General features: G+C 56.7%; 24 protein-coding genes. 12 read left to right on the forward strand and 12 right to left on the reverse strand.

Translation table 11 applies throughout. The annotated features are described in order from the left end of the window. Window positions 1-95: 95 nt before the first annotated feature. Both hutU and hutH (P6287_RS06385) read right to left on the reverse strand, forming a co-directional pair. Window positions 96-1,781, reverse strand: coding sequence for a urocanate hydratase (hutU, locus tag P6287_RS06380; RefSeq protein WP_277974910.1), 1,686 nt, complete (start codon window positions 1,779-1,781; stop codon window positions 96-98). A gap of 10 nt (window positions 1,782-1,791) precedes the next feature. Beyond that, window positions 1,792-3,345, reverse strand: coding sequence for a histidine ammonia-lyase (gene hutH, locus P6287_RS06385; protein WP_277974683.1), 1,554 nt, complete (start codon window positions 3,343-3,345; stop codon window positions 1,792-1,794). A gap of 319 nt (window positions 3,346-3,664) precedes the next feature. Between hutH (P6287_RS06385) and hutC the strand changes: the two genes are divergently transcribed. After that, on the forward strand, window positions 3,665-4,420 hold the full coding sequence (hutC, locus tag P6287_RS06390; protein WP_277974684.1) for a histidine utilization repressor: 756 nt from the start codon (window positions 3,665-3,667) through the stop codon (window positions 4,418-4,420). On the opposite strand, the gene P6287_RS06395 is transcribed toward hutC, so the two are convergent. Both P6287_RS06395 and P6287_RS06400 read right to left on the reverse strand, forming a co-directional pair. Beyond that, the gene (locus P6287_RS06395) at window positions 4,404-4,943 is read right to left on the reverse strand and encodes a HutD family protein (RefSeq protein ID WP_277974685.1); all 540 of its coding nucleotides are present in this window, start codon (window positions 4,941-4,943) and stop codon (window positions 4,404-4,406) included. The two genes, hutC and P6287_RS06395, sit on opposite strands and share 17 nt — an antisense overlap. Continuing rightward, window positions 4,940-6,295, reverse strand: a complete 1,356-nt coding sequence (locus P6287_RS06400) for a formimidoylglutamate deiminase (RefSeq protein ID WP_277974686.1) — start codon at window positions 6,293-6,295, stop codon at window positions 4,940-4,942. Before P6287_RS06400 ends, P6287_RS06395 begins: the two co-directional genes overlap by 4 nt. Before the next feature lie 85 nt (window positions 6,296-6,380). Between P6287_RS06400 and hutI the strand changes: the two genes are divergently transcribed. The 7 genes from hutI to hutH (P6287_RS06435) all read left to right on the forward strand — a co-directional run bounded on the left by hutI (window position 6,381) and on the right by hutH (P6287_RS06435) (window position 13,376). Beyond that, the gene (hutI, locus tag P6287_RS06405) at window positions 6,381-7,598 is read left to right on the forward strand and encodes an imidazolonepropionase (RefSeq protein ID WP_277974687.1); all 1,218 of its coding nucleotides are present in this window, start codon (window positions 6,381-6,383) and stop codon (window positions 7,596-7,598) included. Continuing rightward, complete coding sequence (gene hutG, locus P6287_RS06410; protein WP_192413937.1) at window positions 7,595-8,386, forward strand: N-formylglutamate deformylase; 792 nt, start codon at window positions 7,595-7,597, stop codon at window positions 8,384-8,386. The genes hutI and hutG overlap by 4 nt, the downstream gene beginning before the upstream one ends. Window positions 8,387-8,778: 392 nt before the next feature. After that, the gene (locus tag P6287_RS06415) at window positions 8,779-9,630 is read left to right on the forward strand and encodes a transporter substrate-binding domain-containing protein (RefSeq protein WP_192413936.1); all 852 of its coding nucleotides are present in this window, start codon (window positions 8,779-8,781) and stop codon (window positions 9,628-9,630) included. Window positions 9,631-9,642: 12 nt separating this feature from the next. Beyond that, entirely contained in the window at window positions 9,643-10,362 is a 720-nt protein-coding gene (locus P6287_RS06420; protein ID WP_101761023.1) for an ABC transporter permease subunit, read from the forward strand. 11 nt (window positions 10,363-10,373) lie between these two features. Next, window positions 10,374-11,102, forward strand: coding sequence for an ABC transporter permease subunit (locus P6287_RS06425; RefSeq protein ID WP_101761022.1), 729 nt, complete (start codon window positions 10,374-10,376; stop codon window positions 11,100-11,102). 1 nt (window position 11,103) lies between these two features. Continuing rightward, complete coding sequence (locus P6287_RS06430) at window positions 11,104-11,898, forward strand: ATP-binding cassette domain-containing protein (RefSeq protein WP_101761021.1); 795 nt, start codon at window positions 11,104-11,106, stop codon at window positions 11,896-11,898. Further along, a complete protein-coding gene (gene hutH, locus P6287_RS06435) occupies window positions 11,895-13,376 on the forward strand; it encodes a histidine ammonia-lyase (protein WP_277974688.1) in 1,482 nt (493 codons plus the stop codon). Before P6287_RS06430 ends, hutH (P6287_RS06435) begins: the two co-directional genes overlap by 4 nt. A gap of 33 nt (window positions 13,377-13,409) precedes the next feature. Here the strand turns inward: hutH (P6287_RS06435) and P6287_RS06440 are convergent, their stop codons facing one another. Then, window positions 13,410-14,039, reverse strand: coding sequence for a flavin reductase family protein (locus tag P6287_RS06440; protein ID WP_110865807.1), 630 nt, complete (start codon window positions 14,037-14,039; stop codon window positions 13,410-13,412). A gap of 127 nt (window positions 14,040-14,166) precedes the next feature. On the opposite strand from P6287_RS06440, the gene rlmF reads away from it, so the two are divergent. Beyond that, a complete protein-coding gene (gene rlmF / locus P6287_RS06445) occupies window positions 14,167-15,093 on the forward strand; it encodes a 23S rRNA (adenine(1618)-N(6))-methyltransferase RlmF (RefSeq protein WP_277974689.1) in 927 nt (308 codons plus the stop codon). Between the two features lie 2 nt (window positions 15,094-15,095). Here the strand turns inward: rlmF and ybiO are convergent, their stop codons facing one another. The 6 genes from ybiO to rhtA form a co-directional block, all read right to left on the reverse strand. Then, on the reverse strand, window positions 15,096-17,372 hold the full coding sequence (gene ybiO, locus P6287_RS06450) for a mechanosensitive channel protein (protein ID WP_277974690.1): 2,277 nt from the start codon (window positions 17,370-17,372) through the stop codon (window positions 15,096-15,098). A gap of 185 nt (window positions 17,373-17,557) precedes the next feature. Beyond that, window positions 17,558-18,280, reverse strand: coding sequence for a glutamine ABC transporter ATP-binding protein GlnQ (glnQ, locus tag P6287_RS06455; RefSeq protein ID WP_110865810.1), 723 nt, complete (start codon window positions 18,278-18,280; stop codon window positions 17,558-17,560). After that, on the reverse strand, window positions 18,277-18,936 hold the full coding sequence (glnP, locus tag P6287_RS06460; protein ID WP_007887744.1) for a glutamine ABC transporter permease GlnP: 660 nt from the start codon (window positions 18,934-18,936) through the stop codon (window positions 18,277-18,279). The genes glnQ and glnP overlap by 4 nt, the downstream gene beginning before the upstream one ends. An 85-nt stretch (window positions 18,937-19,021) precedes the next feature. Then, a complete protein-coding gene (gene glnH, locus P6287_RS06465) occupies window positions 19,022-19,768 on the reverse strand; it encodes a glutamine ABC transporter substrate-binding protein GlnH (protein ID WP_277974911.1) in 747 nt (248 codons plus the stop codon). A gap of 322 nt (window positions 19,769-20,090) precedes the next feature. Then, window positions 20,091-20,594, reverse strand: coding sequence for a DNA starvation/stationary phase protection protein Dps (gene dps, locus P6287_RS06470; RefSeq protein WP_036620516.1), 504 nt, complete (start codon window positions 20,592-20,594; stop codon window positions 20,091-20,093). Window positions 20,595-20,891: 297 nt separating this feature from the next. Continuing rightward, window positions 20,892-21,800, reverse strand: a complete 909-nt coding sequence (gene rhtA, locus P6287_RS06475) for a threonine/homoserine exporter RhtA (RefSeq protein ID WP_110865811.1) — start codon at window positions 21,798-21,800, stop codon at window positions 20,892-20,894. Between the two features lie 379 nt (window positions 21,801-22,179). On the opposite strand from rhtA, the gene ompX reads away from it, so the two are divergent. Beyond that, the gene (ompX, locus tag P6287_RS06480) at window positions 22,180-22,692 is read left to right on the forward strand and encodes an outer membrane protein OmpX (protein WP_101761014.1); all 513 of its coding nucleotides are present in this window, start codon (window positions 22,180-22,182) and stop codon (window positions 22,690-22,692) included. Window positions 22,693-22,833: 141 nt separating this feature from the next. Here ompX and P6287_RS06485 read toward each other — a convergent pair whose 3' ends face one another. After that, the gene (locus tag P6287_RS06485) at window positions 22,834-23,028 is read right to left on the reverse strand and encodes a hypothetical protein (RefSeq protein WP_101761013.1); all 195 of its coding nucleotides are present in this window, start codon (window positions 23,026-23,028) and stop codon (window positions 22,834-22,836) included. Window positions 23,029-23,229: 201 nt separating this feature from the next. Between P6287_RS06485 and mntR the strand changes: the two genes are divergently transcribed. Both mntR and P6287_RS06495 read left to right on the forward strand, forming a co-directional pair. Continuing rightward, window positions 23,230-23,688, forward strand: a complete 459-nt coding sequence (mntR, locus tag P6287_RS06490) for a manganese-binding transcriptional regulator MntR (protein ID WP_101761012.1) — start codon at window positions 23,230-23,232, stop codon at window positions 23,686-23,688. Window positions 23,689-23,708: 20 nt separating this feature from the next. Further along, entirely contained in the window at window positions 23,709-24,818 is a 1,110-nt protein-coding gene (locus P6287_RS06495) for an SLC13 family permease (RefSeq protein ID WP_137385455.1), read from the forward strand. Window positions 24,819-24,890: the final 72 nt, after the last annotated feature.

Consider the following 24,890-nt stretch of genomic DNA (forward strand, 5'->3'; position numbering starts at 1 on the left):
AATGCTGCACAATATTGAAAGGTGCGCGCTGTCCCTCACCCTAACCCTCTCCCGCAGGCGGGAGAGGGGATTGATCGGCGTGCGCGGGTTGAACGTTATTTCTGCATCGGCAGGTTGAGACCGTGCTCCTGCGCGCAGCTTTGCGCTAATTCGTAACCGGCATCCGCGTGACGCATTACGCCGGTGGCCGGATCGTTCCACAGCACGCGGCCCAGACGCGCATCGGCTTCTTTACTGCCGTCACACACAATCACCACGCCGGAGTGCTGCGAGAAGCCCATGCCGACGCCGCCGCCATGGTGCAGACTCACCCAGGTCGCGCCGCCGGCGGTGTTCAGCAGGGCATTGAGCAGCGGCCAATCGGATACCGCATCCGAGCCGTCTTTCATCGCTTCGGTTTCACGGTTCGGTGACGCCACGGAACCGCAATCCAGATGGTCGCGACCGATGACGATCGGCGCTTTCAGCTCGCCGTTACGCACCATTTCGTTGAACGCCAGCGCCGCTTTGTGGCGCTCGCCGAGACCCAGCCAGCAGATACGCGCCGGTAAGCCCTGGAAGGCGATACGCTCCTGCGCCATGTCGAGCCAGCGGTGCAGATTCTGGTGATCCGGGAACAGCTCTTTCAGCTTGGCATCGGTTTTGTAGATATCTTCCGCATCACCTGACAGCGCCACCCAGCGGAACGGGCCTTTGCCTTCGCAGAACAGCGGACGAATATAGGCCGGCACAAAACCCGGGAAATCGAAGGCATTTTTCACGCCCTCATCCAGCGCCACCTGACGGATGTTATTGCCGTAATCCACGGTCGGCACGCCCATGTGATGGAAATCCAGCATCGCCTGCACATGTACCGCCATTGAGGCGCGCGCGGCTTTCTCCACCGCTTTCGGGTTGCTGACACGCTCGGCTTCCCAGCGCGCCAGATCCCAGCCGACCGGCAGATAACCGTTAATCGGATCGTGTGCTGAGGTCTGATCGGTGACGATGTCCGGCTTCATGCCGCCCGCTTTGGCACGTTTCACCAGCTCCGGCACGATTTCAGCGGCGTTGCCCAGCAGACCAACAGAAATGGCACGCTTCTCTTTGTTGGCCTGATCAATCAGCGCCAGTGCTTCGTCCAGCGTATAGGCTTTGTGGTCGACGTAGCGGGTGCGGATACGGAAATCGATACGAGATTCCTGGCACTCAATCGCCAACACGCTGGCACCGGCCAACACACCCGCCAGCGGTTGTGCGCCGCCCATGCCGCCTAAACCGGCGGTGAGGATCCAGCGGCCGCTGAGATTGCTGTCGTAATGCTGACGACCCGCTTCAGCGAAGGTTTCGAAGGTACCTTGCACGATGCCCTGCGCACCGATGTAGATCCACGAACCGGCGGTCATCTGGCCGTACATCATCAGGCCTTTTTGATCCAGTTCGTGGAAGTGATCCCAGTTGGCCCAATGCGGCACCAGATTCGAGTTAGCCAGCAGCACGCGCGGCGCATCGGCATGCGTACGGAACACGCCCACCGGTTTACCGGACTGGATGAGCAGCGTCTCTTCCGGCTGCAGGGCGCGCAGCGAACGCAGGATCTGCTCAAAGCACTCCCAGTTACGCGCGGCTTTACCGATGCCGCCGTACACCACCAGATCTTCCGGGCGTTCTGCCACGTCAGGATCGAGGTTGTTCTGGATCATGCGGTAAGCCGCTTCAATCAACCAGTTGGCGCAGTGCAATTCATCACCGCGCGGCGCACGGATTTCACGGGCTACAGCCTGAGTCAAAGTTTCGCTCATCATCGATTCCTTAATTAACAGTCTTACGCTGGCTTGGCAGCAGCGCGGTAAGAGATTCAGGCCATGCAGGTGCGCTGGCCCACAGACGCATGGATTCGATATCCGGCGCCAGTAAACGGTCGTGATCGAGGAAGGCCACCTTCTCGCGAATGCGGCTCATCTCTTGCTCCAGCGTCGGCGAACTCTGCAGCGGACGGTGGAAATCAATGCCTTGTGCCGCAGCCATCGCCTCAATGCCGACCACAGCGGCGGTGTTGAAGCACATGCTGCCGAGGCGGCGGGCCGCGTAGGTCGCCATCGAGACGTGATCTTCCTGGTTAGCGGAGGTTGGCAGGCTGTCAACGCTGCCCGGATGCGCCAGCGATTTGTTCTCAGACGCCAGCGCTGCAGCAGTGACCTGCGCAATCATAAAGCCGGAGTTAACGCCGCCATCATTGACGAGGAACGGCGGTAAACCGGAAAGGCCGGTATCCAGCAGCAGCGCCAGACGGCGCTCGGAGATCGCGCCGATTTCGGCAATCGCCAGCGCCAGAATATCAGCGGCGAAGGCCACCGGCTCGGCGTGGAAGTTACCGCCGGAAATCACATCGCCACTGTCGCTGAACACCAGCGGATTATCGGAGGCGGCGTTGGCTTCAATCTGCAACACGCGCGCGGCGTGCGACAGGTTATCGAGGCAGGCGCCCATCACCTGTGGCACGCAGCGAATCGAGTAGGGATCCTGCACGCGGCCGCAGTGGGTGTGTGAGCCGAGGATTTCACTGCCAGCTAATAAAGAGGAGACGGCAGCGGCAACGTTGATCTGTCCCACCTGGCCGCGCGCTTCGTGGATCCGCGCATCGTAAGGTTTCACTGAGCCTTTAATCGCTTCCAGCGACAGCGCACCGGCCATCAGGCCCGCCGCGAACAGGTTTTCCGCTTCGAACAGCCCGCGCAGCGCCAGCGCATTCGAAACCTGCGTGCCATTGAGCAGCGCCAGACCTTCTTTGGGGCCCAGCACAATCGGCTGCAGGCCAACGCGCGCTAAGCCTGCGGTCGCGGGGATTAACTCGCCATCGACGCGTACCTGACCTTCGCCCAGCAGCATCAGGGAAAGATGCGCCAGCGGGGCCAGATCGCCCGACGCGCCCACCGAACCTTTCTCCGGAATGCACGGCATTACACCGGCGTTGAACAGCGCCAGCAGCGCTTCAATCAGTTCGATACGCACGCCAGAGTGACCGCGCGCCAGGCTGATAATTTTGGTCGCGACCACCAGACGCGCCACATTGTCCGGCAGCAAATCGCCGAGGCCAACGCTGTGCGACAGCACCAGATTGCGCTGCAGCTCGGCCAGCCGCGCCGAAGGGATCTGCGTCTGCGCCAGCTTGCCGAAACCGGTGTTGATGCCGTACACCACGTTGCCGGATGCGACGATGGCATCGACGGTTTCATGGGCACGCGCAATCGCTGCGCGCGCATCATCGGCCAACGTGAGCGTTACCTTGCTTTGATAGATGGTGCGCAAGGTAGCGAGGTCCACTTCACCGGGAACGAGGCGAATTTCCTGAACCGAACCTGACATAGTCTACTCCTGTCTATACAAGTGATCTGGCATTAATGGGACGCCGATATTTTGCGATGTGGCTGTCCGATTTGCCGTGGATTGCGATGAGTGAAGCATAAGTGTCTAATCTTGTCTATACAAGTAGCAAGCGCTATGCCAGATTGTTCTTGTTCTGTGAAATACGACGCAATGCGCGTTATGCGGTGTAAACGCAGCGTGATTGCACCGGAGCAGGGCGAAAGCTGCACCAATGCTGGGCGCCTTGCACAATTAGATGTATATACATTTACGGGCTGAGACAGTAAACTTTGGGCATTATTCTTTAAAGGAACAGGAAATGGCGGAGCAAACAGCAGTAGCACAGCTGGCCGCGGCGATGGGCGATGAGCCTGCGCCGATTTACCAGCGGGTGAAGCAGGCGATCGTAAGCCAAATCCGCGAAGGTCACTGGAAAGCCAACCAGCGCGTGCCGTCTGAAAGTGAACTGGTGAACGAGCTGGGCGTCAGTCGTATGACCATTAACCGCGCGCTGCGTGAACTCACCGGCGAGGGTTTTCTGGTGCGCATGCAGGGCGTGGGCACCTTTGTCGCGGAGATGAAGGGCTACACTGCGATGCTGGAAGTGCACAACATCGCCGATGAGATCGCGCAGCGCGGCCATCGTCACAGCTGCAAGATTTTGTCGATTGGGCAGATGAAGGCCGATCCGGAACAGGCGGCGGTGCTGGGGTTATCCACCGGGCAAACGCTGTTCCATTCGCTGATTGTGCATTACGAAAACGATCTGCCGGTACAGCTGGAGGATCGCTTGGTCAATCCGCTGGTGGCACCGGATTATCTCAGCCAGGATTATCATCAGCTGACGCCGTACACCTATTTGATGCGCGTTGCGCCGCTGACCGCCGGTGAGCATATTGTGGAAGCGGTGCTGCCGGATCTGCGCCAGCGTAAGCATCTGGCGCTGGATGAACATGAGCCGTGCCTGCTGATTCGTCGTCAGACGTGGAGCGACAACAAGATTGTGACCTACGCGCGACTGTTGTATCCGGGATCGCGCTATAAGTTGCTGGGGCGCTTTAGAGGTCACGGCTAAGTGTGACAAATAACAGTCTGGCATCCGACGTTTGTGGTGCCAGCTGTAGCTTTTCATCCATCCACCATATCCCCTGATCCACCGCCAGCGTTTCTTCAGCATCAGTTTGCCATGTGCCCGCCAATACCCACGCCACGCCGTTTTCACTGCTGACCGTTTCCTGGGCGATGCTTATCGCAGAACGCCAGCTGTCGCGCCGCGTCATGATATTGAAATCCTGACAGCTGCCAGAAATTTTAGCTTCAATCGCCCATTCACCGGGAAACGCCCACGGCTGCAGCGGGGTTAAGCGCTGCTGAGCCTGTTCACTCTCAAGTAAAACGCTGTCGCCGTGAAGTAAGGTAATCACGCGGTCGATGCCTGGGAAGGGCGAAAACGGCCCGTCGGCGGAGATGGTAGCGATGCTGGCGCGCCAGGCAAACTGCGCGTCGCCCGGCGGATAGCTGACGATTTCTCGTGTTTCACCGCCGCCGTTGCGCCAGCGGCTTACCGGAAGCTGGTCGTAGGCAAAACGGGTGCTCATTGTAATGCCCTCATCGCCCCGGCAAAGTTCGCTGCTGCACGCTCTTCTGCCGCATGATGGCCTTCGCTGATTACCTGCTTGCCCGCCACAAACACGTCGCGGATCTGTTCGCGCTGGCCGCCAAACAGCCAGCGGTTCAACAGCGCTGTGCTGCTAACGCTGCTGAGGAACGCGTCTTCTGCCAGCACCAGCCAGTCGCCACGTTTGCCTATCGCCAGTTCACCCGCCGGCAAACCACACGCCTGCGCGCCGCCCTGTGCGGCTTGCTGCCACAGCAGATCGCCTACGGAAGGTTGATTGGGCAAGATGATGCGGTTGCGACGACGATCGCGCAGTCGCTGGCCGTACTCCAGCCAGCGCAGCTCTTCCAATGCGCTAAGCGACACGTGGCTGTCGGAGCCAATGCCCCAGCGGCCGCCGCGCGCGATGTACTCCACCGCTGGGAAAATGCCGTCGCCGAGGTTGGCTTCCGTGGTCGGACACAATCCCGCCACCGCGCCGCTTGCCGCCATGCGCTGAATTTCGTCGTCATCAAGATGAGTGGCGTGAATCAAGCACCAGCGCTGATCGACCGCGAAGCGATTGAGCAGCCACGCCACCGGACGCTCACCGCTCCACGCCAGGCTGTCGTTAACCTCTTTCTCCTGCTCGGCGACGTGAATGTGCACCGGCACATCCTGCGGGCAGGCGGCTAATACTTCGTGCATCTGCGCTTCATTTACCGCGCGCAGCGAATGGAAGCAGATGCCATGATTAAGCAGCGGCTTATCCGCGCTCCAGCTCGCCACGCGCTGCTGCTGTTGCAGATAGGCGTCGGTTTGCTGAATGAAACGGCGCTGGCCATCGCTGGCCGGCTGCGAACCAAAACCGCTGTAGCTGTAGAGCACCGGCAGCAAGGTTTGGCCGATGCCGGCGGTCTCCGCTGCCGCCATCAGTGCCAGCTGCATGGCATCATCGGCGTAGGGTTTGCCGTGCGCATCGTGGTGCAAATAGTGGAATTCCGCCACCTGGCTGTAGCCGCCTTTTAGCATGTCGATGTAGAGATGCGTGGCGATAGCGCCAACCTGCTCGGGCGACAGGCGCTGCACCATGCGATACATCAGATCGCGCCATGTCCAGAAGCTGTCCTGCGGATCGCCCGCCACTTCAGCCAATCCCGCCATCGCGCGCTGGAAGGCGTGTGAATGCAGATTCGCTATCGCCGGAATCACCGGTCCGGCAAGACGCGTGGCATCGCCGGGCTCGCTGTTGGGCGCGAGTTGGGTGATCTGTCCGGCTGCGTTGGTGGTCATCAGCACGCGCTCATGCCAGCCGTCGGCCAGCAGTGCGCGTGGGGCAAAATAGGTTGTCATGGTTGATCCTGCATGGCGGAAAGTTGTATATACATATACATACTTTGAAGCGCAGTGTAAATCGCCGAACGCGAAGGGGAGTGGGATGGCAGAAACAGAGCAGATCGACAGCCTGTGGCTGGGGGCCGACATCGTTACGATGCGTGACGGGCACTACAATCTGATTGCCGACGGCGCGCTGGCGGTCGATCAGGGAAAACTGATTTGGGTGGGGCCACGCAGTGAATGCCCGGCTTTTGCCGCGCGCGAACAGCACCAATTTTCCGGCGGCATCATCACGCCCGGTCTGGTGGATTGCCATACGCATCTGGTGTTTGGCGGCGATCGCAGCCAGGAGTTTGAGCAGCGTCTTAATGGTGTGAGCTATGCAGAAATCGCTGCACAGGGCGGCGGCATTCTCTCCACGGTGCGCGCCACCCGCGCGGCCTCGCAGCAAGAGCTGGTGGCAAGTGCGCGCTGGCGGCTGGATCGTCTGCTGGCGGAAGGCGTCACCACGGTAGAGATCAAATCCGGTTACGGCCTCGATGAGACCAGCGAACTGACCATGCTGCGCGCCATTCGTGAGTTGGCGGAAACGGTGCCTGCCGATGTGCAGGCCACTTGCTTAGCCGCGCACGGTTTCCCGCCGGAGTTTAAAGACAATCCGCAAGGCTGGATCGATATCATCTGCCAGCGGCTGTTACCGCAGGTGAAAGCAGAAGGGTTGGCGGATGCGGTGGATGCGTTTTGCGAGCATTTGGCCTTTTCTCCTGAGCAAGTTCGCACGGTCTTTGATGCCGCCAAAGCATTGGGCATGCCGGTGAAACTGCACGCCGAGCAGCTTTCGGCGCTGGGCGGCGCGGCGCTGGCGGCCAGTTACGGTGCGCTCTCCGCCGATCATCTGGAGTACGCCACCGCAGCGGATGCGCAAGCGATGGCGCAGCACGGCACCGTGGCGGTGTTGCTGCCGGGCGCGTTTTATCTGTTGCGTGAAACCCAGCGTCCGCCGGTTGCACTGTTCCGTGAACACGGCGTACCAATGGCGCTGGCCAGCGATGCCAATCCGGGCACCTCACCGGCGCTTTCGCTGCGACTGATGTTGAACATGGGCTGCACGCTGTTTGGTTTGACGCCGGAAGAGGCGTTAGCGGGTGTGACCTTGTGGGGCGCCAAAGCGCTGGGATTACAGCACTCGCACGGTTCGCTGGAAGCGGGCAAGGTGGCGAATTTTGTTCACTGGCCGCTGGCGCGTCCGGCTGAGCTGGTTTACTGGCTGGGCGGCGAATTGCCGTGCCAGGTTATTTATCGTGGAGAAGCGCAATGACACCTTTTCATTTCACCGCCGGTAAGATTCCGCTGCTGGTCAGCATTCCGCACGCTGGCACGCAATTAACGCCGGAAGTGGACGCCGGCCTGAGCGACGCAGCGCGCGGCCTGCCGGATACCGATTGGCACTTGCCGCTGCTGTACGATTTTGTGCGCGATCTCGGCGCCAGCGTGTTAATTGGTCACTATTCACGTTTTGTTATTGACCTTAATCGGCCGGCGGATAATCAGCCGCTCTACACCACGGCGACCACCGGCTTGTATCCGGAAACCTTGTTCGACGGCAGCCCCACCTTTGCACCGGGTAAAACGCCGAGCGCCGAGGTACGCCAGGGTTATCTGGACACGATTTGGCAGCCTTATCATCAACAGCTGCAGCAGGAGCTGGCACGCCTGAAAGCTGAACATGGTTACGCGCTGCTGTTTGATGCGCACTCGATCGCCTCGGTGATCCCACGTCTGTTTGAGGGGCGTTTACCGGATCTCAACATCGGTACCAATGATGGCGCCAGCTGTTCAACGGCGGTGATCAACGCGATCAAACAGGTGTGTCATGCGCAAAATGATTACAGCTGGATCGCGAACGGACGCTTTAAAGGCGGCTATATTACCCGCGCCTACGGCCAGCCGGAGCAAGGCGTGCAGGCGGTGCAGCTGGAGCTGGCGCAGCTCAATTATATGGATGAAACCCCGCCGTTTGCCTGGCAGCAGGATCGCGCAGCGCAGCTGCAGAAGGTACTGAAACCGCTGATGCAGGCGTTTCTAGACGCCGGTAAATCGAACTAAATCCCCGCACCTATTCGTAGCGGCGCAATTTATTGCACGTTATTCAGATTGGCAATGTGGTCGCCATTCATACGCGCGATTAATCGCGCCGCTACGATTCATGTTCCTGCACCACCACAATGCACACCTTGCCTCCTCGCGGTGCAATATTACGTCCATCGCGTGACCATCTCCCTGAATTTGCGGCTTTGCCGATTTGGCATAGTGCTTGCTAGGTTGTATGTACAAGTAAAGACCGCGCAGCGATTATGAATTTTTATACTGGCTGGCTCACAAAAAGCTTATGCCGACAATGATCTGCCGCACGCTAACTTGTATATACATGAAAGGTCATCTGCAAATATTGCATAAGCAGAGACTGCCAAATTCGATTAATAGCCAGGAGAAGCCGCATGACGCACCGCGCCCCGATTCGCCGTTTTTGCCTCACGACCCTGTTTGCCAGCCTGATGATCAGCGGCATTGCCGTCCAGGCGAAAGAGTGGAAATCGATCACCATCGCTACCGAAGGCAGCTATGAACCCTGGAACCTGACGCTGCCGGGCGGCAAGTTGGGCGGCTTTGAACCGGAACTGATGGAAGACCTGTGCAAGCGCATGGGCATTCAGTGCAAGCTGGTGGTGCAGAACTGGGACGGCATGATCGCCGGCCTCAACGCCGGTAAATATGACGTGATCATGGATGCGATTGTCATCACGCCAGATCGTAAAAAAGTGGTTAACTTCACCACGCCATACGCTTCAACGCCCGCCACCTTTATCACCACCAAAGATAGCCCGCTGCTGCCGGCCGATCACAACATCATCAAGCTGCATGACGATGAGAAAGCGATCAACGCGGCAATTGCCCCACTGAAAGCGGCGCTGAAGGGCAAAACCATTGGTATCGCCTCCGGCACGGTTTACACGCCCTTTATCGACAAGTACTTCAAAGGCGATACCGAGGTACGCGAATACACCTCTTCGGCGGATGCGATGCTCGATCTGCAATCCGGTCGTATCGATGCGGTGTTCGATGACGTGACCTTTGCGCAATCGATGCTGGCGCGCAAAGAGAACAACAATCTGGTCTTCAGCGGCCCACAGCTCGGCGGTCCAATTTGGGGCGAGGGCGAAGCGATGGGCGTACGCATGGCGGATAACGATCTGAAAGCCAGGCTCGATGAAGCGATCCATGCCGCGCTGGCTGACGGCACGGTGAAAAAGCTCAGTGAGAAGTGGTTTAAAACTGACGTAACTCCGTAAGTGAGGTGAAAGATGATGAGCCTGCTGAGTTTTGGTGCTGATGGTTGGGGCCGCCTGATCCTGAGCGCCGCCTGCACCACGCTGCTGCTGTCGCTGGTGGCGCTGATGATTGGTGCGGTGGTCGGTTCCGGTGTGGCGGCCGCCAAATTATCGCCTCAGCGCTGGCTGCGCTGGTTGGGTGAAGGCTATTCGGTGGTGTTTCGCGGCATCCCGGAACTGCTGGTGATCTACCTGTTCTATTTTGGTGGATCCGGCCTGATTACGCTGGTTGGGCAGATGTTCGGCGCAGATGGCTTTATCGAAGCGCCGCCGTTCCTGATTGGGGCGCTGGCCATCGGGCTCATCTCGGGTTCGTATCAGGGTGAAGTGTATCGCGCGGCGCGTCTGGCGCTAGCCAAAGGCGAAGTGGAAGCGGCGGTGGCGATTGGCATGCCACGCTGGCGCATTGCGCAACGCATTCTGCTGCCGCAGGTGGTGCGTTACGCGCTGCCGGGCATGTCGAACGTGTGGCAGATGAGCCTGAAAGACTCGGCGCTGGTGTCGGTCACCGGCATCGTCGAGCTGATGCGCGCCAGCCAGGTTGCGGCGGGATCCACGCGCGATTACTTCACGTTTTATCTGGTTGGCGCTGCCTGTTATCTGGTGCTGACGCTGGTGTCTAATCATGCGTTTCGTCGGGCAGAGTCGCGCCTCGGACGCGCGTGGCAAAGTCGCACTGCGGCGCAGCATTAAGGAGCAGCAGCATGATCGACTTCGCTTTTCTCTCGGATACCTTCCTCAAGCTGAGCGCCGCGCTGCCGGTGACGCTTGGCCTGTTTATCAGCGCCTTTCTCTGCGGCGGCATATTGGCGATTGGCATTTTGTCACTGCGCATGAGCCGCTGGCGGGTGCTGAGCGGCTTCGCACGCGGCTACATTCTGGTGTTTCGCGGCTCGCCGCTGATGATTCAGCTGTTTCTCATCTATTACGGTCTTGGCCAGTTTGGCGTTATCCGCCACAGCTTCGTCTGGCCGTTCCTGCGCGAGCCATTTATCTGCGCGGTACTGGCGCTGTCACTCTGTACGGCAGCCTACACCGCTGAGATTTTGCGTGGAGCGCTGCTCGCCGTGCCGGCCGGACAAGTGGAAGCCGGTCTCGCCTGCGGCATGTCACGCTGGCTGCTGCTGCGCCGCATTATCGCGCCGATCATGCTGCGCTATGCGCTGCCGGCGTACTCCACCGAAGCGATTTTGCTGGTGAAGTCCACCGCACTCGCCAGCCTCGTCACCGTGTGGGACGTGACTGGCGTGGCGCAGCAGATCATTCAGCGTACCTATCGCACCATGGAGGTGTTTGTCTGTGCGGCGGCGATCTACCTGATCCTCAACTTTATTATCGTCCAGCTATACGCGCTGTTAGAGCGCCGTCTGACCCCGGCGCATCGTGTCGCAAAAAAGCCGATGCCCGCCGTTAAACCGCTTGCCGGAGAGTAATATGCATTCCACATCACCCGTTACCTTATCCGCCACTGATATCCATAAATCCTTTGGCGCGATGGAAGTTCTGAAAGGCATTTCGCTACAGGCGCATCAAGGCGATGTCATCTCGATTCTTGGCGCCAGCGGCTCGGGCAAAAGTACCTTGCTGCGCTGCATCAACCTGCTGGAAACGCCGGATGCTGGCGTGGTGAGTGTCGGCGGCGAAACCATTGAGATGAAACGCCATGCGCGCGGCCATCAGCTGGCGGCCAATCCGAAACAGATTGAGCGTTTGCGTTCACGCCTTGGCATGGTGTTCCAGAGCTTTAATCTTTGGTCGCACATGACGGTGCTGCAAAACGTCATTGAAGGGCCGCACTATGTGCTGAAGCGCGACAAGAAAAGCTGCATCGCCCAGGCGGAGCAACTGCTGGATCGCGTTGGCTTACTCAATCGCAAAGATTTCTACCCGGCGCAACTCTCGGGCGGCCAGCAGCAGCGCGTGGCGATTGCCCGCGCGCTGGCGATGGATCCGGAAGTGATGCTGTTTGATGAACCGACTTCGGCGCTCGATCCAGAACTGGTGGGCGAAGTGCTGAAAGTGATGCGCAGCCTGGCGGAAGAGGGGCGCACCATGCTGGTGGTGACGCACGAAATGGGCTTTGCGCGCAACGTCTCCAACCGCGTGGTGTTTATGCATCAGGGCACCATTGATTGTCAGGGCGCGCCGGAAGAGATGTTTGGCGCCCAGGGATCGCAGCGCTTTAAGCAGTTTATCTCCAGCCATCACGGCGCGGAGCAGCCAGCATGACCATTGTATGGGGCGACAGCCCATTAACCTGGCAAGAGCTGGTGCAGGTGGCGCGGCACAACGCGGAACTCAGTTTGAGCGTCAGCGCCTGGCAGCGCATTGCGCAGGGGCGCGCGATTGTCGATGAGATTGTCGCCAGCGGCCAGATCGCTTACGGCATCAATACCGGCCTCGGCGCGCTGTGCAACATCACGCTGCCGGAAGATCAGCTCAGCCAGCTGTCGCGCAATACGCTGCTAAGCCACGCCTGTGGCGTGGGGCCGCTACTGACGCGTGAGCAGGCGCGCGCCATTCTGTGCGCGGCGATTGCCAATTACAGCCACGGCAAATCGGGCGTGTCGGTAGCGCTGGTGCAGCATCTGCTGGCGCTGCTCAATCAGCAGATTACGCCGCAGGTGCCGTCGCAGGGTTCGGTCGGCTACCTCAGTCATATGGCGCATATCGGCCTGGCGCTGATTGGTGTCGGCGACGTGGAGTATCAAAACCAGATCATGCCCGCGGCGCAGGCGTTAACGCTGGCGGGATTACAGCCTTATCGTCCGGGGGCCAAAGAGGGTTTGAGCCTGGTCAACGGCACGCCGTGCATGACCGGCTTGTCCTGCCTGGCGCTGGATGATGCGGCGCGTTTGCTGGATTGGGCCGATGTCACCGGTGCGATGAGTTTTGAGGCGCTGCGTGGACAGCGGGTGGCCTTTGATGCCGAAGTGATCGCGCTGAAAGCCAGTCCGGGCATGCAGCTGAGCGGTCAGCGCTTACGCGCATTGCTGAGTGATAGCCCGCTGCTGACGACCAGCGTTGGCATTCGCACTCAGGATGCGCTCAGCCTGCGATCCATGCCGCATGTACATGGTGCCAGCCGCGATCAGTTCGATCACGCGGCGCGCCAGATTGAAACCGAACTCAATGCCTGCACCGATAATCCGCTGGTGCTCGGCACGGCGGATAACTGGCGCGTAGTGTCGCAGGCTAACCCGCACGGCGAATCGGTGGCGATGGCGGCGGATCTGCTGGCAATTGCCATGGCGGAAATCGGCAGCATCGCTGAGCGGCGGCTTGATCGTTTAGTCAATCCGCTGGTGAGCGGCTTACCGGCGTTTCTGGTTGCGCAGCCGGGCGTTAACTCCGGCATGATGATTGCGCAGTATGTGGCGGCGTCACTCTGTGCGGAGAATCGCCAGCTGGCGCAGCCGGCGGTGCTGGATAACTATGTGACCTCGGGTTTGCAGGAGGATCATCTCAGCCTCGGCACCGGCGCGGCGCTGAAGCTGCTGAAGCTGGTGGGCAACGTGTGGCAGATTCTGGCGATCGAGTATCTGCTGGCGGCGCAGGCGCTGGATTTCCACGGCGAAGAGCAGCTGGCGCAGGGAACGGCGCAGGCATTGCGACGCTTGCGCGCGGTGGTTGCCAACTGGCAGGAAGACCGGTGGCTGGCACCGGAGATCGCGCGGGCGGTAGAGGTGTTGAAGAGCGGTTTGTAACATGGTCGCCATTTACGGCGACCTGACCAAGGATCAGCGGCGAGCGTCCGGCCGTACCAAATCGAAACGCAGTTCTTCGCTGATGCCGTAATAGGCCGACGGGCCTCCGGCACGCAGGATCGGCTGCGCTTTGGCCGTTTGATAAATACCCTCTTCCAGCAGGGCTTCATCAATATGAATGGCGACCGCTTCGCCCAGCACCAGCCAGCTATCAATCGGCTGGCCCTGGGCATCCTGCAACTGAATCAACTGCGTCAACTTGCACTCAAAATTCACCGGGCTTTCCGCCACCATGCTGACATTGACGTGTGACGCTGCAAGCGGCGTTAATCCCGCCAGCGCAAACTCATCCTGTTCTGACGGCACCGATGCGGAGCTCTCATTCATCGCCTCGGCCAGCGGACGCGTGGCCAGATTCCAGACAAACTCTTTGGTCTCTGAGATATTTTGTACGCTGTCTTTCCAGCCGCTGCTGGCAAAACCAATAATCGGCGGATGATAGTTAAAGCAGTTAAAGAAGCTGTAGGGCGCTAAATTGCGTACGCCGCGGGCGCTTTGCGAGCTGACCCAACCGATTGGGCGAGGGCCGACGATGGCGTTCAACGGATCGTGCGGCAAACCGTGTCCCGCGCGGGGCTGATAAGAGTAACGCTGACGAGTCATAACCATCCTTATAAGAGAACCTGAGTGTGGTGCACTAATCTCATCTAATACGGTGAATTCGATTAAGCGCATTGTGCGATGCCGCTAGCCAGAGTATCTTACGCCCGCGCTATTTTCCGGAGAAACTATGAACAAGCCAGCCGCCACGTCACCTTTCCATCCGCGTAACCGCCACCAGGGCCGTTATGATTTTGCTGCTCTGACCGCAGCCCATCCGCCGCTGGCGGTGAAAGTGCGTCCCAACGGCTACGGCGAGTTGTCGGTGGATTTCGCCGATCCTGAAGCGGTGATGCTGCTGAATCAGGCGCTGCTGAAGCTGTTCTATAACCTCAACTGGCAGCTACCTGCAGGTTATCTGACGCCGCCGGTGCCGGGCCGTGCCGATTACGTTCATGCGCTGGCCGATCTGCTGGCGAGCGACAACGGCTGCGTGGTTCCACGCGATCTGGATGTAATGGATATCGGCTGCGGCGCGAACTGCATCTATCCGCTGATTGGCAACGCCGAATATGGCTGGCGCTTCACCGGCACCGATATCACCGCCGAAGCGATTACCGTGGCCGGGCAGGTTGTGGCGAGTAATCCGGGCTTGCAGCGCGGCGTGCGTCTGCGTCGGCAAAAAGAGGCCTCGGCGATTTTCGCCGGCGTGGTGCATAAGAATGAACGCTATCATGCGGTGCTGTGCAATCCGCCTTTCCATTCATCTGCGGAAGAGGCGGCCAGCGTGGGTCAGCGCAAAACGCGCAACCTTGGCTTAGGCAAAAATGCGCCGCTTAATTTTGGTGGCCATCACAACGAATTGTGGTGTGACGGCGGCGAGCGCAAGTTCGTTGGTCAAATGATCGCTGAAAGCGTGACGCACTCAGACGCCATTATTTGGTTCACCTCGCTGGTCTCGCGCAAAGAGAATTTACCGGCGCTGCGCGACCAACTGCGCGATCTCGATGCTTACGAAGTGCGCATCATCGAGATGGCGCAAGGGCAGAAGCAGAGCCGCTTTATCGCCTGGACGTTCCAGCCGCCGGCGACGCGCGCCAAACGGCTGAAACGCTAACCTCATTGCGCCGGCGGCAACGCCGGTAAGCTGGCAGCGGTGGTAATATCGCTGCCGGTTTGCATCACTGCTACCGTTTGATGCGGCGCTTTAATGCCGGCCGCATCAAAATGCTTCTTCACCTTATCATCCAGCGCAAAACGTACCGTCCACTGCTTCAGCGGCTGGGTGGTGAATGACACGCGCACGGTAAAGGATTGGTTGGTTAATCCCACTAATCCGGCAAAACTCGGCTCGCCAATCACCATGCCGCGAATCTCCGGGTTCTCCAGCAGCTCTTTCACCGCGCCCTGCAGCGTTTGGTTAACGCGTTCGGTATCTTCACTGCGATCCACATCGTAGTTCGCCACGAACGAGCCGATGCCGCGCACAAAGTTGGCGAAGGTGGTGATCGATGACCACGGAATAATGTGATACGCACCGGTATCCTGACGCACGCCCACCGAGCGAATCGACATGCGCTCCACCGTACCGGTGATCGGGCCAATGGTGACTAGATCACCGGTGTTCATGCCGTTCTCAAACTGGATAAAGATGCCGGTGATGATGTCCTTCACCAGCGTTTGCGAACCGAACGACACCGCCAGACCGAGCGCACCGGCACCGGCCAGCAGCGGCGCAATATTGACGCCCACTTCCGACAGTAAAATCATAATGGTGATGGTGCTTATTACGACCGCCAGCGCGTTACGAAACAGCGTCAGCAGCGTGCGGGTGCGTGCGCTCGGCATGGGGCGGCCGTGCGAATCTGAGGCGAGGCGACTTTCGATCAGGCTTGCCAGCAGCGTCCAGCCGACTGCCGACAGCAGCACAATGATCACGATACGAATCAGCACATCCACCATTTTTTGGCCGGCGCCAAGCGTGAGCCAGTGCCAGAGATCAAACAGATTCCATGCGTTGAGCAGCAGCAACAGCGTGGCAAACACCGTGACCACGCGCGCCAGTTTCAGCAGCGCTTTCACCCAATCGTTAACGCGCTTTTGCAGCTCGGGATAGTTGCGGCGCATGTCGGGCGACAGCGTGACGGTTTTGCCAATCCAGCGCGTCAGCATGCCGGAAATCAGCGCGGCGATAACCACGATCGCCAGGCTGCGCACCGTGGCGGACATCATAAACTTCAGGCTGTCGCCGGGATTGAAGATCGAGAACAGGAACAGCGCGATAAAGTAGGCGCTGGCCAGCCAGTGCCACACCATGCCAAAGGCGCGGATGAACAGCGCAAAGAAGCTCAAGCTGCGATCGGCAAGACGCGACAGTTCATGATGCATGTTGCTTTTGTTGCGGAAAATCAGCCACAGCGCCCAGCCGGTCATGATCCCCATAATCAGCATGTTGACCAGCGCCGCCACCTGAATATTCACCTGATTGGAGACAATCGGCACCACCACCAGTAAACCGTAACCGATGATGCCGCTTAGCCAGCTCAGACGTGTGTTCCAGTAGCTGGCGCGCGCATCGGTTAAGTGGAAGAAGCGCAGCGTAGGGAAACGCGGGCAGAATATCAGCCGCAGCACCGCTTTAAAGAACTCAATCAGCGCGAAAGCGTTAAGGAAAAGGCCTTGCTGATAGGCGATGGTGCGGTTGTTGTTGTGATAGTTGTCGCTGATGATCTGACCGACAAACAGCGTCAGCGCTAGCAGCACAATATCGAGCACAAAGGCCATCAAGATAGTGGCGGGCAAGTGCAGCCACTTGGTGCGCTCAAGGTTTTGATCGCGTCCCCAGCGGCCCATGCGGCGCCACACCGGCCACATTAGGCGGCGTGTCAGCCAGTAAAATGCAAACACCGCGGCGGAGAGCGCAGCGAAGTATTTCAGCGCGTTGAAGAAGGTTTGCTGGTTAAAGGATTTGTGTGGCGCATTGGTGATGTTGTCATGCAGTTGCACAAACTGCGCGGCCACCGCGCCGCCGTATTCACGCGTTACGCTGGTGACGCTCTCCAGTACCGTGAGATCGTCCTGATTGGCCTGCGGCGGCGCCAGCACCGGTTGGTCGCTGGTGGATTGGCTGTTGGCAGCCTGACGTAACTGATCGATCAGCTCCTGACGCGAGGCGTTGTTATCCAGAATATTCGCCAGCGCGGCATAGGCGGCTTTTTTCTCGTCTAAGCTGGGTTCGCCTTGGGCTTTATCATCCGCTGCCGGGGTTTGCGGCTGCTGTGCTGCGACGGCCGCCTGCGGCAGATTAACGGCCTGCGCCGGGGGAATGAGAAACAGAGTGAACAAACTGAAGAGTAACCACACGGCTGAACGCCATGGTGGGCTGGCAGACGACATCGCTTTTCTCCTTTAGCTTCGCGCAGCGGCACAAGAGAGAAGTATAGTCAGTGATGGAAGGTGAAGATTTTGAAAAGGAAAATTGAATCGTGGTACCTGCCGTAGTGGCGCGATTTATCGCGCCGCTACAAATTGTGCATGTAAAAAACCGCCGCCGAAAATGGGCGACGGTTTAATGGCAGAGCTTAGGATACGTGCTGCAGGAACTCGCGCAGACGGTCGCTCGGCGGGTTGGTGATCAGATCGTCCGGGTTGCCATCTTCTGCGATGGTGCCTTTGTCGATAAAGATCAGACGCGAAGCCACTTTTTGGGCGAAACCGACTTCGTGCGTCACGATGACCATCGTCATGCCTTCTTCCGCCAGATCCTGCATCACTTTCAGTACTTCGTGACGCAGCTCGGGATCCAGCGCTGAGGTTGGCTCATCAAACAGCATCATCTTCGGTTTCACCGCCAACGCACGCGCAATCGCCACGCGCTGCTGCTGACCACCGGAAAGCTCAGACGGGAAGTGGTGTGCACGCTCGGCGAGGCCCACTTTACCCAGCAGCTCACGCGCCAGCTTATGCGCTTCCTCTTTCTTCGTACCACGCACGCGAATCGGACCAAAGGCGACGTTATCCAGCGCGCTCATCTGTGGGAACAGATGGAACTGCTGGAACACCATGCCCGCTTCCTGACGAATCAGTCGCTCATCCACTTTCGGATCATTGACCTTCATGCCATCGACAACCAGCTCGCCGGTGGTGATCTCTTCCAGCTTGTTGATGCAGCGCAGCAGTGTGGATTTACCGGAACCGGACGGCCCGATAATCACCACTACTTCGCCTTGATTAATCTTCAGGTTGATGTTGTGCAGAACCTGAGTCTGGCCGAAATTCTTCGAGACGTTTTTAAATTCAATCACAGAATTTTCATCCTTTTCTCAATACGGCGCAGCACAAAGCTCAACACCAACGTAATAACCAAATAGATAATGGCAACGGCGCTCCAGATCTCCAGCGCGCGGAAGTTACCGGCAATGATCTCCTGACCCTGACGCGTCAGTTCGGCCACGCCAATCACGATAAACAGCGACGTATCTTTGATGCTGACAATCCACTGATTACCCAGCGGTGGCAGCATACGGCGCAGGGCCAGCGGCATGATCACATAACGCAGGGTCTCGCGGCGCGACAGACCCAGCGCCAGACCCGCTTCACGGAAGCCTTTATTAATCGACAGTACCGCACCGCGCGTGATTTCCGCGATATAAGCGCCGGAGTTGATCATGATGGTGACCACCGCCGCGCTGAACGGATCGATACGCAGATCCGGGAAAGCCATCGGCAGGGCGAAGTAGATAAACATCACCTGAACCACGATTGGCGTACCGCGAATCAGTTCGATGAAGACTAAGGCGATGTTGTTGGTGATCCAGCCGCCGTAGGCGCGGGCAAAACCGGCAACTAAACCGATAATTAAACCGCCGACCAGGCCGAGGACCGAGATCAGCAGGGTCATTTTGGCGCCTTCGATTAAAATCGGCAGGGCAGGCCAAATGACGCTCCAGTCAAACTCCATGGTGTGACTCCAAAATCTGTTGCGTGGAAATGTAAAAAGCAGGGAGTGTCAGGCTCCCTGCTGGAAAAATCGGCTCAGGCCGCAATTATTTTGGTTCAGTACCGAACCATTTTTTATAGATGGTGTTGTAAGTGCCGTTGTCGCGCAGAGTTTTCAGGGCGCCGTTCACTTTTTCACGCAGGTCGTCGCTGCCTTTCGGGAACGCGATGCCATACTGCTGCGCTTCAATTGACTCGCCTAACGCTTTGAAGCGGCCTTTACCGGCGGTGTTGATAAAGTACAGGATGTTCGGCGTATCGTGCAGTACGGCGTCAGCACGGTTAGTGCCTAACTCCATGTACGCGTTGTCGATGTTAGGGAACTGGCGCAGGTCTTTAGACTTGATGTGCGCTTTAGCGTAATCCACCGAACCGGTGCCGCTCTTCACCGCCACCACTTTGCCGTTCAGATCGTCAATGCTTTTAACGTCTTTTTCATTCTCGCGCACCATCACCAGCAGGCCGCTTTTGTAGTAGCCGTCAGAGAACTCGATGGCTTTTTTACGTTCTTCGGTGATGGTGATACCCGCCAGCGCCAGGTCAATATTTTTGGTTTGCAGCGCAGGAATGATGCCGCTGAAATCCATTGGCTTGAAGGCGTAATCGAGTTTCAGTTCTTTCGCGATGGCATCCCACAGATCGATGTCAAAACCGACGTATTTATCGCCTTGTTTGAACTCAAAGGGAACAAATGCGGTGTCAGTTGCGACGATCAGTTTTTTGTCTGCTGCGGTGGAGGAAAGCGAGAAGGCCAGCGCCAGCGCGGCCACGGAGACTTTAATCAATGACTTCATCATTTTTTTCCTTATTACCCCTCAGGCCTGGTGGCCCGATGTACGGCCTATCATATGAAAAAATTATGCCAACTTTTCATTTTGCTCGAAATCAGTAGTTTTAAGCACTTGCTGACACGATTTTGCGCAGAAGAAAAGTTTTGCACCTTATTGGTGCTTCATTTTGGTGCGTGGTGCTGTTGTGGTGCAGGCACAGTGTGCACCAAGGGCGGGGAGAGCGAAAGAAGGGATTAAGGAAATGTTAACAACGTCAAAAAAAGCACCACAATGTTACAGACGTAAAAAAAGGCGGGATAACCCGCCTTCGTTATAACACTGAAATTTATTCAATATTCGATTCGATAAACCACAGGAATTTATCCAGATCGCGCGATGCCGCAGTGAAGATGTCAGCGGTATCTTCATCGCTGACTTCAGTGATAGCTTTACGCGTGTCATTCGCCACAATCGCATAGCGATCGGCCAGCGCTTTCAGGTGATCCTGCACGCTATGAATGTTCAACGGATAGCTTTTCAGTGGTGTTTTATCGTTAACGATCTGAGTGGTACCCAGCGCCACGCCGCCTAACTGAACTACACGTTCAGCGATAGTGTCCTGATGATCGGTAATGGCGGTACGGAAACCATCCAGCATCTCATGTACGCCAATAAAGTTGGCGCCACGCATGTTCCAGTGCGCCTGCTTGGTGATCAGCGACAGGTCAATAAACTCCACTACCAGACGGTTGAGCACCTCGATGGTCGCTTTTTTATCGCTGTCAGCGACGTCATTACGGGTGTAAATCAGATCAGACGATTTAGTTTTAACCAGTTTTGCGGTACTCATCATTAATGTCCTCTTATTGATGGTTGTCCTAATCAAGCACGGAAATAAGTATAGCAGCAGTTTTTTAACTTGCAGGGTTGATTAAATCAATGACAGGAATAGATAAACCTTAACATTGCTCAGGGATTGTGCATCTTGATGATTATTTCAGTTAAAACAGATGCTTGTGAGGCATGTTAATTATTTATTAAACGTGTTGCAAAATAATAACGGAAAAATCTTAATACCGCGTTAAAAATGATAATGAGAATGCTTCTATATTTAGCCTGCCGCGCAGCAGGCTGAATTATTGAATATTTATTGCGGATGCGTAATGTCGACTTCGCTTATTTTTGCGCTTTTTTGTTTCATGGTGAGCGTTGAACCAGCCGAGGCGATGATGATCGCCAGCAGCGCAATCCACTGCTTCAGCGTCAATAGCTCGCCCAGGAATAATATGCCTGATAACGCCGCCATCGCCGGTTCCAGACTCATTAAGGTACCAAAAATGCGTGCTGGCAGTCGTGTCAGCGCCATCATCTCTAAAGAATAGGGAATGGCGCTGGAGAGCAGGGCGATAAGCAGTGCCAGCGGCAATACTTCCCAATGCCAGATGCCCGGCGCGGCAAAGGTCAGGCCGAGCGGCACAAAAATCACCGAGGCAATTAGCGAACCCATCGCCACCGTCGCCGGACCATGCTCCGCGCCGGCACGCTGTCCTGCAAGGATATACACCGCCCAGCAGGCACCCGCACCTACCGCCAGCAACGCACCGAGCGGATCGATATGACTCATCCCTTCACCGATGGGCAACAGGAACCACAAACCCGCCACCGCCAGCAACACCCAAAGAAAATCAAGCGGACGACGCGCGCCGATCAACGCCAAAGTCAGCGGACCCAAAAACTCCAATCCGACGGCAACGCCCAGCGGCACGGTGCGAATCGCTAAATAGAAGAGATAGTTCATGCAGCCCAGCGCTAAACCGTACATCAGCAGCGGTTTGCGCTGCTCGCGCGTGAAGCGCAAACGCCAGGGTTTAAAGATAATGCAGAGAATCAGGGTGCCAAGACCAAGACGCAGCGCGGTAATGCCAGTGGCGCCAACGGTGGAAAACATCGATTTTGCCAGTGAAGCGCCGCCCTGTAGTGAGAGCATGGCAATCAGCAGCACAGCAACAGGGAACAACACTGGGGCCATATTTTTGGTCGTCAGAGGCGCAGACATCCTGTAATCCATTCCTTTTATTTATTAACAGCAGAGCAACAAGCGCTCAGTGTAATGGAATCTCAGGCAAATAAGGAGACGCGAATCGGGGAAATAAAACGCGCTGGCAGGTCAGAATTTGGCCATTTTTAGTGCCATTTCCGTAAAGAAACGTCAGGTTAGTTTAGGAATTTACTTAAAGGCATTTTTTGTGATCGTTATTTATGTTGCAGGAATATGATGCTTTTTATAAGTAAAATGAATGACATAGGAAACTTCATTAACTTTCTGTTACACCAAACAATCTGTTAGACAACAAAATGCGGGCAGAGTTTCTTGCTGTTTTTTGTTATATTTAGAGCGTTGTCAGGAGAGAAGTATATTCACATTTGAGGTGGTTATGAAAAAAATTGCATGTCTTTCAGCATTGGCTTGTGTACTTGCAGTTTCTGCAGGTTCTGCCATGGCACAAAGCACCGTTACCGGTGGTTACGCTCAGAGCGATTATCAAGGCGTTGCTAACAAAGCAAACGGCTTCAACCTGAAATATCGTTACGAAGACGGTACTAACCCACTGGGTTGGATCGGTTCTTTCACCTATACCGAAAAAGATCGTACTGATGCTGGCGCTTATAACAAAGCTCAGTACTACGGCATCACCGGTGGTCCTGCTTACCGTCTGAACGACTGGGCGAGCATCTACGGTGTTGTTGGTGTGGGTTACGGTAAATACCAGCAGAACGACAATTCAGTACGTTCTAAGTCTGATTCAAGCGACTACGGTTTCTCTTACGGTGCGGGCATGCAGTTCAACCCAATCGAAAACATCGCTGTTGACGTGGGTTACGAGCAGAGCCGTATCCGCAACGTTGACGTTGGCACCTGGATTGCTGGCGTAGGTTACAGCTTCTAAGTTCTTGCTTAGACCAGTTGCACAATAAACGGTCCTTCGGGACCGTTTTTTTATGGGCGCGATTAACGATTTACCTGCCGCCAGAAACACAAAGCCCGCTACATGAGCGGGCTTTATTGGAATTTGTATGCGTCGGGAACATTAGCCGCGCCAGATCAGTTTTGGGCACGGACGTTCAACCAGCTGTTTGCCGGTGAGCTTTTCAATCAGCATCAAGCGCAGCGCAAACGGCGAGCGGGTCAACAGGCACAGCAGCGATTTCAGCTCAAAAGCCGGTTTGCTTTGTTCAGCCTGGAAACATTTGCCACAGTCGAGGCAGTTTTTCATGGTAGTCATGTTCACCTCCCGAGTGAATGACGACATTTCTTTGTAGCCTTTATAAGCTATTCGCTTACATTATCAACAAAGATAGCACTGGCTATACTCTTTAGCCAACACTATTTAGGAAAAATTTGTGCTTATTTGTGCCTGGTTTACAATGGGCGCAGCCAGCCCGCACCGCAGGTAAAGTGCGGCAGATAATAAAGAGGAAGTTAGATGAGTCGTCGTGCAAAAATCGCCACCAACATGCCCCAGGGCCCGCTAAAAGAGATAGAGGAGCATGTCGAAGGATTTCGTCAGGTGCGCGAGGCGCATCGTCGTGAGCTGATCGATGACTACGTTGAATTAATCTCTGATTTGATTCGTGAATTTGGCGAAGCGCGTCAGGTGGATATGGCTGCCCGTTTGGGCGTTTCCCAGCCGACCGTGGCGAAAATGTTAAAGCGTCTTGGCACCACCGGTTTGGTTGAGCAAGTGCCGTATCGCGGTGTATTCCTCACCGCCGAAGGCGAGAAGCTGGCTGAAGCGAGCCGCGTCCGCCATCATATTGTTGAAACTTTCCTGTTGGCGCTGGGCGTTAGCCCGGAAACCGCGCGCCGTGATTCAGAAGGCCTGGAGCATCACGTTAGTGATGAAACTTTGGCCGTGTTCCAGAAATTCTACGAGAATCGCTAACTACAAGGCCTTCCGCCATCATGCCCAATCTGCTTCGTTCTTTTATGCGCGATCGTATTTTGCATTTGTTGTTGCTGTTGGGTGTGATCATGTTGCCGCTGGCGAATTTCCGCTGGTCGCAACTGCCTTCCGCTGTGGACTGGCATACCATCATGACGCTCACCGGCTTACTGATGCTGACCAAAGGGCTGGAAAACAGCGGCTATTTTGATGTGCTCGGCGCACGTCTGATTCAGCGTTTCCAGCATGAACGCGCATTGGCGTTATTCATGGTGTGCGCCGCCGCGTTGCTCTCAACTTTTCTCACCAACGATGTTGCGCTGTTTATTCTGGTGCCGCTGACGCTGACGCTGCGTAAATTCTCGCGGCTGCCCATTTCGCGCCTGATCATTTTCGAAGCGTTGGCAGTGAACGCGGGTTCCTTACTGACGCCGGTTGGTAACCCGCAAAACATTCTGCTGTGGAGTCACGGCACGCTTAGCGTGCCCGGTTTCATTGCGCAGATGGCGCCGCTGGCGGCATTTTTACTGCTTTCGCTGATGGCGTTAACCTGGTGGAGTTTCCCGGCGCGCGCGATCCAAAAGCATGAGCAGAGTGAAACTCAGGCGTGGCGCAAACCGTTGTTCACGATTAGCGTGCTGCTGTATATCGTATTTATCGTCGCGCTCGAGCTGAAAATGACCGGCTGGGCGCTGCTGCTGGTGGCGGCCTGTTTCCTGATCATGGCGCGCAGCGTGTTGATCAGCATCGACTGGAGTTTGCTGCTGGTGTTCGTGGCGATGTTTATCGATGTCTTCCTGTTGATGCATTTGTCCTGGCTGCAGCCGCACTTTGCCGCTATTGGTCAGCTAGGCGAGGGCGGAATCTATTTGCTGGCGATTGGCTTGTCGCAATTCATTAGTAACGTTCCCGCCACCATTCTGCTTTTGCAGAAAGTGCCACCGTCGGAGGTGCTGGCGTGGGCGGTGAATATCGGCGGATTTGGCTTATTGCCGGGTTCGCTCGCCAACCTGATTGCCTTGCGGATGGCGCAGGACGCGCGCGTTTGGTGGCGTTTCCACTTGTTTTCTATCCCGATGCTGGCCTGGTCGATGTTAGGCGGATGGCTGCTGTTACACCTCATGCGTTAGCACCGTGCCAATGTCGGCTTATGTAAAGTTGCATTGGCATTTGTCAATTTCCCATCTAAGGTTATGTTGACC

The sequence above is a fragment of the Pantoea sp. X85 genome (assembly GCF_029623675.1).
GTDB classification, from domain to species: Bacteria; Pseudomonadota; Gammaproteobacteria; order Enterobacterales; family Enterobacteriaceae; genus Pantoea; species Pantoea leporis.

Coding starts and splice junctions, on each gene's coding strand:
- hutH (WP_277974688.1), top strand. CDS start 11,895: ATGACCATTGTATGGGGCGACAGCCCATTAACCTGGCAAGAGCTGGTG.
- P6287_RS06495 (WP_137385455.1), top strand. CDS start 23,709: ATGCCCAATCTGCTTCGTTCTTTTATGCGCGATCGTATTTTGCATTTG.
- mntR (WP_101761012.1), top strand. CDS start 23,230: ATGAGTCGTCGTGCAAAAATCGCCACCAACATGCCCCAGGGCCCGCTA.
- ompX (WP_101761014.1), top strand. CDS start 22,180: ATGAAAAAAATTGCATGTCTTTCAGCATTGGCTTGTGTACTTGCAGTT.
- rhtA (WP_110865811.1), bottom strand. CDS start 21,800: ATGTCTGCGCCTCTGACGACCAAAAATATGGCCCCAGTGTTGTTCCCT.
- rlmF (WP_277974689.1), top strand. CDS start 14,167: ATGAACAAGCCAGCCGCCACGTCACCTTTCCATCCGCGTAACCGCCAC.
- P6287_RS06430 (WP_101761021.1), top strand. CDS start 11,104: ATGCATTCCACATCACCCGTTACCTTATCCGCCACTGATATCCATAAA.
- P6287_RS06415 (WP_192413936.1), top strand. CDS start 8,779: ATGACGCACCGCGCCCCGATTCGCCGTTTTTGCCTCACGACCCTGTTT.
- hutI (WP_277974687.1), top strand. CDS start 6,381: ATGGCAGAAACAGAGCAGATCGACAGCCTGTGGCTGGGGGCCGACATC.
- P6287_RS06485 (WP_101761013.1), bottom strand. CDS start 23,028: ATGACTACCATGAAAAACTGCCTCGACTGTGGCAAATGTTTCCAGGCT.
- glnP (WP_007887744.1), bottom strand. CDS start 18,936: ATGGAGTTTGACTGGAGCGTCATTTGGCCTGCCCTGCCGATTTTAATC.
- P6287_RS06420 (WP_101761023.1), top strand. CDS start 9,643: ATGATGAGCCTGCTGAGTTTTGGTGCTGATGGTTGGGGCCGCCTGATC.
- hutG (WP_192413937.1), top strand. CDS start 7,595: ATGACACCTTTTCATTTCACCGCCGGTAAGATTCCGCTGCTGGTCAGC.
- P6287_RS06440 (WP_110865807.1), bottom strand. CDS start 14,039: ATGACTCGTCAGCGTTACTCTTATCAGCCCCGCGCGGGACACGGTTTG.
- P6287_RS06395 (WP_277974685.1), bottom strand. CDS start 4,943: ATGAGCACCCGTTTTGCCTACGACCAGCTTCCGGTAAGCCGCTGGCGC.
- P6287_RS06400 (WP_277974686.1), bottom strand. CDS start 6,295: ATGACAACCTATTTTGCCCCACGCGCACTGCTGGCCGACGGCTGGCAT.
- glnH (WP_277974911.1), bottom strand. CDS start 19,768: ATGAAGTCATTGATTAAAGTCTCCGTGGCCGCGCTGGCGCTGGCCTTC.
- dps (WP_036620516.1), bottom strand. CDS start 20,594: ATGAGTACCGCAAAACTGGTTAAAACTAAATCGTCTGATCTGATTTAC.
- P6287_RS06425 (WP_101761022.1), top strand. CDS start 10,374: ATGATCGACTTCGCTTTTCTCTCGGATACCTTCCTCAAGCTGAGCGCC.
- ybiO (WP_277974690.1), bottom strand. CDS start 17,372: ATGTCGTCTGCCAGCCCACCATGGCGTTCAGCCGTGTGGTTACTCTTC.
- hutU (WP_277974910.1), bottom strand. CDS start 1,781: ATGAGCGAAACTTTGACTCAGGCTGTAGCCCGTGAAATCCGTGCGCCG.
- hutH (WP_277974683.1), bottom strand. CDS start 3,345: ATGTCAGGTTCGGTTCAGGAAATTCGCCTCGTTCCCGGTGAAGTGGAC.
- hutC (WP_277974684.1), top strand. CDS start 3,665: ATGGCGGAGCAAACAGCAGTAGCACAGCTGGCCGCGGCGATGGGCGAT.